The following is a 12,809-nucleotide window of genomic DNA, read 5'->3' on the forward strand; positions in this document are numbered from 1 at the left end:
TAATTGGGCAGATGACATGCAAACGGTTGAATAAAGTCTGCCATCCACGATGCGATGATTTACAACTTACTAAGCGGAATTGCTGATAGTCTCTTTTTAATAATATAGATAGCATGCTAACTATATTGTTCGGTGTATAGGTCTGTTTATGAGTAAGCCCAGGGAAGAGTTTGGCTTTCAGCTATCAAGGCTGAGTCGTCTGTGGCGTCGGTTACTGGATGATCAATTAAGTGATCTGGGGCTGACCCAGTCCCGTTGGGTGGCTCTCATGTATATCCAGAGGCTTGGCGGCGGTCTAACTCAGAAAGAACTTGCCAGTGCTTTGGCAATTGAATCTCCAACTTTGGTTCGATTTCTGGAAGGTCTGGAAAAGGATCGGCTGATTACCCGTTCGCCGTGTGCTCGTGACGGTCGGGCCAAACGAATCAATCTGACGGAAGAAGGTGAAAGCTTTCTGGTAAGCCTGAATCAGCGAGCGTCAGGACTTCGGCAGCAGATGATGAATGGTATCAGTGATGAGGAAATTCAGACCTGCATGCGGGTATTCCAACAAATCAGATCCAATGCGTCTGCTTTGGACAGCAAGTTCGATAACGAGGCTTGCGCTGATAGCGACGGGGAGAATCAATGACGGATGCTGCACTGACCGCACTGTTTAATCGTCATGGCCCGGCTTATCGATGGTTAGCCATGTTGACCGTGTTGATGGGGACGATCTCAACCATCCTGACCGCCACCATTATCAACGTGGCCCTCCCGGAGATCATGCGCTACTTCACTTTATCTCAGGGAGTGGCCCATTGGCTGTCTACCGGGTTTCTGGCTGCCATGACGACCTCTATGCTCACCGCATCCTGGCTGGCTCAAAGGGCTGGCCTCAAATTCGCCATTGGCTTTGGAATGCTGTTGTTCTGCGGAGCCTCAGCGCTAGGGGCGTTAAGCCAGACACCTGAGATGCTGATCTTATCGCGGGTTCTACAGGGCGCTGCCGCGGGATTGTTGCAGCCCCTTGCCATGTTTGTACTGTTTAAAGTGTTTCCCCGCGAACAACGGGGGAGGGCGATGGGGATATATGGAATCGGTGTCATTCTGGCGCCGGCCCTGGGGCCTGTTTTGGGCGGAATCATTGTTGATCAACTGAACTGGCGATATGTTTTTATCGTTCCCATGCCGATCTCATTCCTGGGACTGGTGTTGGCGATGATTTATATGCCGGGACGGGACCGCAGCCAAAAGCCAGCAGGTTTCGATTGGGTGGGTTTCCTCATGCTTGGGTTGGGGATTGCTACAGGTCTGGATGCTTTGACCCGGCTGCAGCATGGCGGTGATGAGATCATTACTGTCATCGTTGAAATGCTGGTGTCACTCGTCTCATTGACCGGATTCGTATGGCAGCAGCACCAGAGTAAAGCGCCATTGCTTCAGCTGTCTCTTCTTCGTATCGCCAGTTTTCGCAATGCCTCGATAGCGGCATTGGCTCTAGGGCTGGCGCTGTATGGTTCAACTTATCTGATTCCGTTGTTTGTCCAGACGGCCTATCAATACTCCGCGACAGACGCGGGTATTATCATGTTTCCTGCGGGTCTGGTTCTCGGAATCCTGTTTCCCCTGGCAGGTTTCGCAGCTGATAAATATCCGCCGCGAAATCTGATTGTGGCCGGGTTGGGCGTTTTTGGTATTGCCACTTTATTGTGGCTTGAGACCAGCCAAGGTACGCCGTTGTTGTATTTGACAGTGTTGGTTGTTCTCGGGCGCGTAGGGTTGGCCTTGATGATGCCCGCATTAAGCACCGGTGCATTAGTGGAAGTGGATGATCTGCATTTGGGACAAGCCTCAGGCATTATCAATTTCTGCCGACAGTTCGGGGCGGCTTTTGGTACGAATATGGTGGCTATCGTACTGGAGCTGGGTGGCTCTGGGAGTAGTGCACCATCAGGCGTGGAAGTGTCGGCCGCCAGTCTGAGCTATTTTGAGGCTTTTGGGTTGATGGGAATTCTGTCGTTACTCGCTGTGATCCCTGCGATGAAAATACGCCGCAGTCAGGTTGGCAGTAATTATGCGACAGAGTGTTGAGATCAAGCTTTTACTGACGCAACGCCTGCCAGCAACAAGGAGGCTTCCATCAGCAGAGACCAGGGTGATTGTGATTCCAGGCCTTTGATGGCTTTATCGGCTAACTGGCAGTGATGGTGCAACTTGGGGAGGTAAGCCGGGGAGGCTTTGCCCATGTACTTCTTGTACAGCGGCCACTTGTTCTTGAACACTCTTTCCTGTTGCAATACTTGTTCAATATTACGGCCTGCCTGACGAGCCCTGAATAGCTTGGCCAGCACACGGGTTTCCCGTGATAACGACCAAAGCACAATGCTGGGTTCGAATGATTCTGCCTGCAGGGTCTGCAGGATCTTTACAGCATGCTTGGCATCCCGTTCCAAACAGGCATCCACCAGGTTGAATACCGTGTACTTATTACTGCTGGCGATACCTTTCAAAATATCGTCCACATCCACCTGTTCCTGGGTGTTCAGCAGGCGGAGTTTTTCAATTTCCTGTTGTGCCGCAAGCAGGTTTCCCTCCACATGGTCGCACAGGGCTTTGACCGCTGCAGCAGTCGGATGAAAACCTACCCGCTGCATCCGCTGCGTAACCCATTGGGGGAGTTGATCGTGGTTGATCGGCCAGATCTGCACATGCAGGCAGTGGCTCTCTATGGCTTTAAACCATTTGGTATTCAGCGTAGAGCTTTCAATTTTGCCACTAATGAGCAGAAGGCAGGCATCTTCAGGAGGTTGATTGGCCCAGGCCTGCAGGGATTTTTTTCCTGCATCATTGGGTAGCGACTCGAGATGGAGTTCGATCAGTTTTTTCTCGCCAAACAGCGAAAATGATTGGGTATGTTCGTCCAGCTGCCCCCAGTCAAAGTTTTTAGGGGCGTGGAATGCCAAGCGCTCCAAAAATTCCTGGCTTTTGCAATACTTACGGATCTCATCGCAGGCTTCTTGCAATAGCAGTGGCTCATCACCACTGACGACAAAAATCCCTGGAGGATTCTTTTTGAGTGACTGAGTCAGTTGATCCGGGCGAATTCTCATAACTGAACGGCTGGTTGATTAGCTGCAGATTGTGTCACGCAAGTCCCCCGCTATTGCCGCATTTCGCTCAAAGTCTGGAAGCGCTGACCGCAACCCGGTTGAGGATGTCCTGAGCCAGCAATTGGTTCAGTTCCTTTCTGATCTGTTCTTCCTCCTTGTCTTTGCCCAGGACGCTGGTTTCGTCAAAGCGATAGGACTGAAACTGGGAGGTCTTGCCGTCAGCAATGACGGGATTGCCCTCGGCATCCGTGAAGCTGAACTTCACACTGCGGGTGACCTCATATTCGGCCACACCCGCATCATTGCCGATGCTGACGGCTCTACGCTGATCCTTGACGTCATTGATACTGAGTACTGCGGCGTCGTCCGTGCTGTCAAGAATCTGAATACCGGCCTGTTCCAGGCTTTTCTTCAGATTCAGACAGAGATCCCGACTACTCTCCTGAGGGCAGCTTAGGGCCATTTGCTTCAGGTTATCAGGTAAGTCGACCTGTCCCCGCAAATGAAATCCACAACCGGACACTATGCTGGCAGATACGAGAACACCCATCCAGACTGCGTTTTTATGTTTGCTCATTCGTATTCTGCCCAGCACTCCTGCTTATTCGGCGTCTATTTGGCAACAACGTTGATCAGTTTGCCCGGTACGACAATGACCTTGGCGATGTTCTTGCCTTCAACAAATTTCTGGACATTGGCATCTTCCAGGGCCAGCTTTTCCCAGTCTTCCTTGCTGGTGTCCGCACTTCCACTAAGGCGTGCGCGCAATTTGCCGTTAACCTGTACCACCATTTCGATACTGTCTTTCACCAGAGCACTTTCGTCCACTACCGGCCAAACGGAATCGAGAACCGGACCACTGTGCCCAAGAGCATCCCACAGTGCATGACTGGCATGGGGGACTATTGGGGCAAGCATCAATACCGCAGATTCCAAGGCTTCACGAACGACCGCACGACCCTGGTCAGAGTCATCATCAAAGCGGCTGACATCATTAAGCAATTCCATTACTGCGGCAATCGCTGTATTGAACGTCATGCGACGGCTGATATCGTCACTAACCTTTTTGATGGTTTCGTGGGTTTTCCGGCGTAATGTCTTTTGTGCTTCTGACAAGCTGGACACATTCAGTGCCGGACATTCACCACCACTTGTATGTGCATGTACCTGTTTCCACAGGCGGCGCAGGAAGCGGTGAGCCCCTTCGACTCCTGAATCCGACCACTCAAGCGACTGTTCGGGAGGTGCCGCGAACATGGTGAACAGACGAACCGTATCGGCCCCGTATTGATCGATGAGATCCTGAGGGTCAACACCATTGTTCTTGGACTTGGACATCTTCTCCTTGCCGCCGATAACTACTGGCTGGCCGTCTGAAATCAATACAGCACCTTCCGGCTTTCCTTTGTCGTCCAGCTGAACCCGCACATCTTTCGGGTTGTAGTAGGATTTTTTACCGCCTTCTTCTTCACGATAGAAAGTTTCGGCAATGACCATGCCCTGACACAAAAGGTTCTTGAAAGGCTCGTCACTATCGACCAGGCCTTCGTCACGCAGCAATTTGTGATAGAAGCGTGAATAGAGCAGGTGCAGGATGGCATGTTCGATACCGCCGACATATTGGTCGACCGGCAGCCAGTAGTTGGCAGCGGCTGGGTCCAGCATGGCATCATCCAGGTTTGGACAACAGAAACGGGCGTAATACCAGGATGACTCCATAAAGGTGTCAAAGGTGTCGGTTTCCTGAATCGCAGGCAGCCCATTCACTGTACGCTTGGCCCATTCCGGATCTGCTTTGATGGGCGACTTCACCCCGTCCATTTCAACATCTTCAGGAAGCTGGACGGGAAGATTTTCCAGTGCTACCGGCTGTTCGCTACCATCTTCCAGAGTCAGCATTGGAATTGGAGTGCCCCAATAGCGTTGACGGGATACACCCCAATCACGCAGGCGGTAGTTGATAGTTTTGCGGCCCTTGTCGAGTGAACCAAGCTTCTCTGCTATGGCATCAAAGGCTTCTTCGGAGGTCATACCGGTAAACTCTCCGGAATTCACCAGCAGACCTTTGGTAATGTAGGCGGCTTCCTGGATATCGATTTCCTCGGTGCCTTTGGGGGCAATGACCTGTTTGATTGGTAAACCGAACTTCAGGGCAAATTCATGGTCCCGTTCGTCATGTCCGGGAACAGACATAACGGCACCAGAGCCGTAATCCATCAACACAAAGTTAGCGACCCAGATGGGAATTTCTTCCTGGGTTAATGGATGAATGGCAACCAGACCAGTGTCCATGCCGCGTTTTTCCATTGTGGCAATTTCCGCTTCGGCCACTTTGGTGTTCTTGCAGGTATCGATGAACTCTGCCAGCGATGCTGACTCCCCGGCGGCTTCTGCTGCCAGTGGATGTTGTGGTGCCAGTGCAACGTAGGTGACACCCATCAAGGTGTCTGGGCGGGTGGTGTAAACTTCCAGCTCTGCGTCAGAGTCTTTCACGCCGAAGGTCAGTTCCACACCTTCGGAGCGTCCAATCCAGTTGCGCTGCATGGTTTTAACCTGTTCCGGCCAGCCTTCCAGGCCGTCCAGATCGTTCAGCAACTGTTCCGCATAGTCTGTGATTTTGATAAACCATTGAGGGATATCACGGCGTTCGACGGGAGCGCCAGAGCGCCAGCCCTTGCCGTCAATAACCTGTTCGTTGGCCAGAACCGTTTCATCCACCGGGTCCCAGTTAACTGTGGACATCTTTTTGTAGACCAGGCCTTTTTCATAAAGCCGGGTGAAGAACCACTGTTCCCATTTGTAGTAATCCGGTTTACAGGTGGCAACTTCGCGGTTCCAGTCATATCCAAAGCCCAGCAGCTTCAGCTGGCCTTTCATATAATCGATATTTTCGTAGGTCCACTTGGCAGGGGGAACATTGTTTTTGATGGCGGCATTTTCTGCCGGGAGACCGAAAGCATCCCATCCCATGGGCTGCAGGACGTTTTTCCCCAGCATCCGCTGGTAACGGGAAATAACATCGCCGATGGTGTAGTTCCGCACATGGCCCATGTGGAGCTTGCCGCTGGGGTAGGGGAACATGGATAGACAGTAGTATTTTTCCTTGCTGGGGTCTTCAGACACTTTGAAGGACTGGTTGGTTTCCCAATATTCTTGGGCTTCTGTCTCGATTTTTTTCGGGTGGTACAGTTCTTCCATCGCTTTAAAAATCTTCGGTCAACTATCTATGAATGTAATATACCCCGAACAGGCATATCAGCCGCTTGATATATCACTGTGCTGTTCCGCTGCCGGATAAGTTATTCGTAAATTGGGCTTTGCCCTGGATCAAGGTCATAGTGGTGAAACTTCGGCATCATGGCTTGACCCTGAAAAACGAAAGCCGGTTATTCTAACCTATGAAAGGGGTGACAGATAGGCCTCACGTCATATGGATGGCCTATTAACGTAATTTTATTGGGGGAATGACCTAATCAACTGCAACTCAGGGTGATTAGGCCTAAACTGACGTTATAGGGCACGGGATCAACAGTACAGTGCCCGAAAGGAGGAGACTATGAGCGAAAAGACCAAACTTTCCGACAATGCTGTTGAAGCACACGGCAAAGTGCTGGATCGATTGGAAAAATCGCTGGCGGAAGCTGAGGCTACCACTTGGGAGAACCTGAAAGAAGAGATCGAAAAGGCGGTCGAGTTTGAACAGGGAGTCGCCAGGCTTACCCGTGAAGAATGGGATCTGATTAAAGCGTATTTGAAGCGCGATGTTCAGTCCCTTTCCCGGTTTGTTGCTGAGACCGGCAGCGGCTTGCGAGAGTGGCTGCGCATGGATATGGATCTCCTGGAGCAAAAATTGCGACGGACGTTGTTGTCCATTGCGGATAAAACCAAGGTGGAGCAGGATAACCTGGATCATCGACTGAACCATGATCCGGGAACCTATATGGCCGGGGAGATTGCTATTCCCGGAATGCTCCAATGCACTCAGTGCGACAAGATGGTCTGTCTGGTGGAAACCACCCATTTGGAGCCCTGTCACCGCTGTGATGGGATATATTTCCATCGGGTAACTGCCCGTTGGCCGTTGGAATCAGAAGTGGAGGGGGACGACCCCGAAGCGGAAGGCTAGCCTTTAAAGGGTTGGATTTCTCTATCGAGTTGAGGTGATTCAGCCCGTCGCCCCCTCCATAAAACGCCCATGGCGATCAGTGCGCACAGTATCAGAATGGGCCAGGATCCTGTTATCACGAATGGGGTCTCGCCACTCCGGAGTCTTGCTTGGCCGGTTAAGGTTGTTCTCTCAAACTGTGGTGCGCGATTCGTAATATTGCCAAAAGGATCAATAATGGCAGTAATGCCGTTATTGGTGCTGCGAAGCATGTATTTGCGGGTTTCAAGCGCTCGCATCTGAGCAATCTGCAGGTGTTGGTGAGGGCCTATGGACGCTCCAAACCAGCTATCGTTGCTGACCGTTACCAGAAGCTCCGCCTGCCGGGCATGTTCTGCTACGAAATCCGGATATACGACTTCATAACAGATAAGGGGCATCAGTCTATGCTTGCCATAACGAAGGCTGCTCTGTTCAGAGGAGCCCTTTGCCATATCTGACATAGGCATATTGAAAAAGCGAATCAATCCGCGAAGTTGATCCTCCAGTGGCACATATTCACCGAAAGGGACCAATTTTTGTTTGTTATACAGTCCTTTACCGTTTCCAATAACGGAGAAACTGTTGTAGACCGTAGCCTTACCTGATTTATCAAACTCGGCGCTGAGAATGCCCATGGCCAAAGTAGTATTGGTATCCTTGGCTTGCTGGTCCAACTTGGTTATCAGCTTGGTTGCCTGGTGCTGGAAATAAGGCAGGGCGGTTTCGGGCCAGATAATAAGGTCGCTACTCCAGAGATCGCTTGTCAGGTCTAGGTAGTCCTTGGTGATCCAGTCGCGGTTGAAAGGCTCCCACTTTCCGTCTTGCGGGATGTTGGCTTGAACCATACTGACAGTAAATGGATCATCCAGTGCCTTAGTCCACTCGACTGACTTAAGCAGTGCGCCACTTCCCCACAGTAAACCAATAAACAAGAGTACGTTGATCAGTAGTTTTTTTTGACGGTAGTGCCAGTATAGATAACCCCCCGCTGTTGTAAGCAGGATAAACAGGGAGACTCCGTATACACCGGTTATCGGAGCCCATCCAGCCAGTGGAGTTTCAATAAAGGCGTTGCCTAGATAAAGCCAGGGGAAGCCGGTCAGGAACCAACTTCTAACCCACTCGAACAGTACCCATACTGAAATAAACAATAGTGTTCTGGCTGTGATGTTGAGTGGCTTTTTAGCCGCTGCAGCCAATTTTGCTGTCAGTACAAATTGAAGGGCGGGGAACAGGGCTATGCCTGCAACGAATAGCGACGTTAAAGCTAGCGCCAGAGGCATGGAAGCGCCGCCATGGTCGTGGATACTAACGTAAACCCAGGATACACCTACACCAAAAAATCCCAGTCCAAAACTCCATCCTTGCGCAAATGATCGCAACAGACTGTCGTAGGTAGTGAAATGAAGTAATAAAAATATGGCTGGAAATGCCAATGGCCAGATATCGTAAGGCGCAAAGCAAAATGGCAGGAGAGCGCCTGCCACAGCCGGGATGATAAAGATGGATGTCAGGCTGCGTATCATGCGGCCCGCTGGATCTGCATCAATCGAATCTGACGGTTATCCGCATTAAGAATAGTGACCTCCAGTCCGCCAAAGCTGACTGATTCACCACGCTTGGGAAGGCGGCCGAATTGTTTCAGAACCAGTCCGCCAATGGTATCGAACTCTTCCTCATTCAGCGCCGTGGAAAAGTATTCGTTGAACTCTTCTATGGTGGTCAGGGCCTTAACGATGTACTGATTTTCACCGGTACATTTAATCTGGCCTTCTTCGTCGAAGTCGTGTTCATCCTCGATCTCGCCGACGATCTGCTCAAGGACGTCTTCGATGGTCACCAGACCTGCCACCCCGCCGTATTCATCCACGACAATCGCCATATGATTGCGGTTTTCCTTGAATTCCTTCAAGAGCTGGTTCAAGCGTTTGCTTTCGGGAATGAACCAGGCCGGACGCAGTATGTCCTGGACTTTGCTCTTGTTGAGGTCATTGTTCAGGGCGAGTACCAGCAGGTCTTTGGCCAGCAGAATACCGATCACTTCGTCTCTTGATTCGCCAATCACGGGGTAGCGCGAGTGTGCGGAGTCAACAATTTCGGTGGTGTATTCCTGAGGGCTTAGATTCGCCTTAACGACGCTCATTTGAGCCCTGGGGATCATAATCTCCCGAACCTGCATGTCAGTGACCTGCATGGCCCCTTCGATCAGGCTAAGCGCATCTGAATCGATGACTTTGCGGGTTTCCGCTTCCCGCATGATTTGTAATAGGTCTTCCTTGTCTTTGGGTTCGCCGGAAAAAGCTTGCGATAATCGATCCAGCCAGGATCGAGAAGAGTTGTTACTCGAATGGTCGTCACTCATCGATGTCTTTGTAACCTTGTTCGTTGTTCCCTGCAGGCTATGCCTTTGGATTTATAATTCATCTGCGGCATAAGGGTTGTCAAAGCCGAGTTTTTGCATCAGGCCTTTCTCGAGATTTTCCATAACCTCCGCATCCTGATCAAGTATATGATCATATCCCTGCAAATGCAGCATGCCGTGAATCACCATGTGAGCCCAGTGGGCCTCAAGTGTTTTATGCTGCTCGATCGCCTCTTTTTCAACCACCGGCGCGCAAATAACCAAATCCCCAAGCAAGGGGAGGATGATTCCGGGAGGTGATTCGAAAGGGAACGACAGAACATTGGTGGGTCTGTCTTTGCCTCGATACTGATGGTTCAGCTGCTGGCTTTCCTCCTCGTCGACAATCCGGACGGTCACTTCCTGCTCGTCGTCTGTCTGGAGGGCTGCGGCGGCCCAACGGATGATGTTCTGCTCATCCGGAAGTTGCTCGCTCTCAGAGGCTATCTGCATGTCGACATCAAGCGTCATGTATTGGAATCCTTAAACCTTGGTGTCGTTGTGGGCGTCGTAAGCATCAACAATCCGCTGGACCAGTGGGTGACGTACAACGTCTTTGCTCTTGAACATCGTGGCGCTGATGCCAGGCACGTTTTCCAGAACTTTCAATGCCTGGATTAATCCGGAAGGCACGCCTTTAGGGAGGTCGACCTGAGTGACATCACCGGTGATCACGGCGGTGGAGCCGAAACCGATCCGTGTCAGGAACATCTTCATCTGCTCAGGTGTTGTGTTCTGGCTTTCGTCCAGAATGATAAAGGCATTATTGAGTGTTCTGCCCCGCATGAAGGCGAGGGGGGCAATTTCAATCAACCCTTTCTCCAGTAAGCGACCGACCTGTTCAAAGCCAAACATTTCGTACAATGCGTCATACAATGGGCGCAGATAGGGGTCAACTTTCTGGGCCAGGTCACCCGGCAGAAAGCCCAGTTTTTCCCCGGCTTCAACGGCTGGCCGCACCAAAAGAATACGCTTTACCTGATCGTTGGCAAGGGCTTGCGCAGCACAGGCAACGGCCAGATAGGTTTTTCCAGTACCTGCGGGCCCTACGCCAAAGTTGATGTCGTGGCTGAGAACCGCCTTGACATAATGGGTCTGATTTCCGCCTCTGGGTTTAACGTGCAACTTAGGTGTTCGGATGACGGCTCCAGACCCATGATTGGGGGTGTCATCATCCTCTGCTCCGGATTCACGTATGAACAGGTGAACCATTTCCGGCTCGATAACGGTGTTGGCTTCCGTTTCGCGGTACAGGTGCTTAACGATCTCGACTGCCGCGTGGGTCTGCTGGGTATCCCCGTGGATGGTGATTTTGTGTCCACGATAGGCGATTCGGACATGTAGCCGACGTTCGATGAGCTTTAGATTCTCATCGAACTGCCCGCATAGGGAGAGCAGCCTGACAGGATCAGCTGGCTCAAGAGTGAAAGTAATATATGGGTCCGTCAATTTGGGCCTTTGAATTCAGTGGGTATTAGTAGCTCAGATTGTCCACCCGCTCACCACGCAGTGAGTTGGGATAGGCTTCCGTGATTTTGACGTCAATGAAACGGCCGATGATGTCCTGGGTGTCACTCTTGAAGTTAACCACGCGGTTATTTTCTGTGCGCCCCTGCAATTCACCGGGATCCTTCTTGGATACACCGGTAACGAGAATTCGCTCAGTGCCGCCTACCATGCGACGGCTGATGCTCTGTGCCTGTTGCAGAATACGTTGCTGCAGAATGGACAGGCGCTCTTTCTTGGTGTCTTCGCTGACATCGTCCGGTAAGTCCGAAGCAGGAGTGCCTGGGCGGGCGCTGTAGATAAAACTGAAAGAATGATCGAATCCGATGCGATTGATCAGGTTCATGGTGTCCTCAAAGTCCTGATCGGATTCTCCGGGAAAGCCGATGATAAAGTCTGAAGACAGGCTGATGTCCGGCCGAATTTGTTTCAGGCGTTCAAGCTTCTCAACATATTCTTCTACAGTGTGACCACGCTTCATCGCTACCAGAATCTGATTGGAGCCGCTTTGAACCGGAAGGTGCAGATGGCTAACCAGTTCCGGTACCTCGGCATAAACATCAATCAGGGAATCTGAAAATTCCACCGGATGGGACGTGGTGTAGCGAATCCGGTCGATGCCGTCGATGGTGGCGACATAAGTGATGAGTTCTGCCAGATCAATTGTGTCACCTTCATGGGTGAGACCTCGATAGGCATTGACATTCTGACCGAGCAGATTTACTTCGCGGACACCTTGTCCGGCCAGATGTACGATTTCAGCAAGAACGTCGTCAACAGGTCTGCTGACTTCCTCACCGCGGGTGTAAGGCACCACGCAGAAAGTACAGTATTTGCTGCAACCTTCCATGATGGAAACAAAAGCCGTCGCTCCGTCAGCTTTGGGCATGGGGAGGCGGTCAAATTTTTCAATTTCCGGGAAGGTGATGTCTACCACAGGGATTTTGTTTCCGTGGACGGTGTTGACCATCTCGGGCAGACGATGCAGGGTCTGCGGGCCGAATACCATATCGACGTAGGGAGCCCGGTCACGTATGGCGTCCCCTTCCTGGCTTGCCACGCAGCCGCCCACACCGATTAACAGGTTGGGATTCTTCTGTTTCAGTTCTTTCCAGCGTCCCAACTGATGAAAGACTTTTTCCTGGGCTTTTTCACGGATGGAGCAAGTGTTCAATAACAGGATGTCGGCTTCATCCGGATTATCCGTAATGGTGACCTGATGGCTTTCACCCAGCAAATCCGCCATGCGAGACGAGTCATACTCGTTCATTTGACAGCCGTAGGTTTTAATAAAGAGTTTTTGTGCCATTCAAGTTCACCAAAAAATAAAGCATTTGCCACAGCGCTCCGCTTTACTGAATCCAGCCAACTGACAGGTTTCATTACAGCTCAGGGCGGAAAAGCGCCGACCAAAAAGGACCGCGTATTATACGGATTTCCCCGTGGCGAGTGTAGGGGATTTTAGCGGAAAAGTGGTTAAAAAGTCGCCATATCGATGATGCGTGTTGATGCTGGTGAAAGGTTAGCGAGGCCTAGGGAGAGTCTGAATAACCCCAAAATTCTGAGGTAATTGATACTCTCGACGAAAATGGTCGAAGATACAGATTGTTTTTCCGGCCATTTTGGATCTCACACCCCTCGCAGGGCCTCATCTGGGCCCATC

11 protein-coding genes are annotated in these 12,809 nt (G+C 51.2%); 3 read left to right on the top strand and 8 right to left on the bottom strand.

Features of this window, described 5'->3' with window-relative positions; genetic code table 11:
- Positions 1 to 148 precede the first annotated feature (148 nt).
- Positions 149 to 631, top strand: a complete 483-nt coding sequence (gene slyA, locus BTA51_RS16740; RefSeq protein WP_094709261.1) for a transcriptional regulator SlyA — start codon at positions 149 to 151, stop codon at positions 629 to 631.
- Positions 628 to 2,073, top strand: a complete 1,446-nt coding sequence (locus BTA51_RS16745; RefSeq protein ID WP_094709263.1) for a DHA2 family efflux MFS transporter permease subunit — start codon at positions 628 to 630, stop codon at positions 2,071 to 2,073. The genes slyA and BTA51_RS16745 overlap by 4 nt, the downstream gene beginning before the upstream one ends.
- A gap of 2 nt (positions 2,074 to 2,075) precedes the next feature.
- Here BTA51_RS16745 and holA read toward each other — a convergent pair whose 3' ends face one another.
- The 3 genes from holA to leuS form a co-directional block, all read right to left on the bottom strand.
- Positions 2,076 to 3,092, bottom strand: coding sequence for a DNA polymerase III subunit delta (gene holA, locus BTA51_RS16750; RefSeq protein ID WP_094709265.1), 1,017 nt, complete (start codon positions 3,090 to 3,092; stop codon positions 2,076 to 2,078).
- Between the two features lie 67 nt (positions 3,093 to 3,159).
- Positions 3,160 to 3,669: an LPS assembly lipoprotein LptE gene (lptE, locus tag BTA51_RS16755; protein ID WP_094709267.1), complete on the bottom strand. Its 510-nt coding sequence runs from the start codon at positions 3,667 to 3,669 to the stop codon at positions 3,160 to 3,162.
- Between the two features lie 35 nt (positions 3,670 to 3,704).
- Positions 3,705 to 6,290 carry a leucine--tRNA ligase gene (leuS, locus tag BTA51_RS16760; RefSeq protein WP_094709269.1) on the bottom strand — a complete coding sequence of 862 codons (2,586 nt, stop codon included), beginning with the start codon at positions 6,288 to 6,290 and terminating at the stop codon, positions 3,705 to 3,707.
- Positions 6,291 to 6,648: 358 nt separating this feature from the next.
- Here leuS and BTA51_RS16765 point away from each other — a divergent pair, with 358 nt between their 5' ends.
- On the top strand, positions 6,649 to 7,218 hold the full coding sequence (locus BTA51_RS16765; RefSeq protein WP_094709271.1) for a zinc ribbon-containing protein: 570 nt from the start codon (positions 6,649 to 6,651) through the stop codon (positions 7,216 to 7,218).
- Here the strand turns inward: BTA51_RS16765 and lnt are convergent.
- From lnt to miaB, 5 genes are read right to left on the bottom strand one after another with little or no spacing between them, the layout of a single operon-like run.
- On the bottom strand, positions 7,215 to 8,765 hold the full coding sequence (lnt, locus tag BTA51_RS16770; protein WP_094709273.1) for an apolipoprotein N-acyltransferase: 1,551 nt from the start codon (positions 8,763 to 8,765) through the stop codon (positions 7,215 to 7,217). The two genes, BTA51_RS16765 and lnt, sit on opposite strands and share 4 nt — an antisense overlap.
- The gene (locus BTA51_RS16775) at positions 8,762 to 9,601 is read right to left on the bottom strand and encodes an HlyC/CorC family transporter (protein WP_094709275.1); all 840 of its coding nucleotides are present in this window, start codon (positions 9,599 to 9,601) and stop codon (positions 8,762 to 8,764) included. Before BTA51_RS16775 ends, lnt begins: the two co-directional genes overlap by 4 nt.
- A 51-nt stretch (positions 9,602 to 9,652) precedes the next feature.
- On the bottom strand, positions 9,653 to 10,111 hold the full coding sequence (gene ybeY, locus BTA51_RS16780; RefSeq protein WP_094709277.1) for an rRNA maturation RNase YbeY: 459 nt from the start codon (positions 10,109 to 10,111) through the stop codon (positions 9,653 to 9,655).
- A gap of 12 nt (positions 10,112 to 10,123) precedes the next feature.
- Positions 10,124 to 11,089 (bottom strand): PhoH family protein, encoded by a 966-nt coding sequence (locus tag BTA51_RS16785; RefSeq protein WP_094709279.1) that lies wholly within the window; start codon positions 11,087 to 11,089, stop codon positions 10,124 to 10,126.
- Between the two features lie 25 nt (positions 11,090 to 11,114).
- The gene (gene miaB, locus BTA51_RS16790) at positions 11,115 to 12,455 is read right to left on the bottom strand and encodes a tRNA (N6-isopentenyl adenosine(37)-C2)-methylthiotransferase MiaB (RefSeq protein WP_094709281.1); all 1,341 of its coding nucleotides are present in this window, start codon (positions 12,453 to 12,455) and stop codon (positions 11,115 to 11,117) included.
- Between the last annotated feature and the right edge of the window lie 354 nt (positions 12,456 to 12,809).

The organism is Hahella sp. CCB-MM4 (assembly GCF_002260525.1).
Lineage (GTDB): Bacteria > Pseudomonadota > Gammaproteobacteria > Pseudomonadales > Oleiphilaceae > Hahella.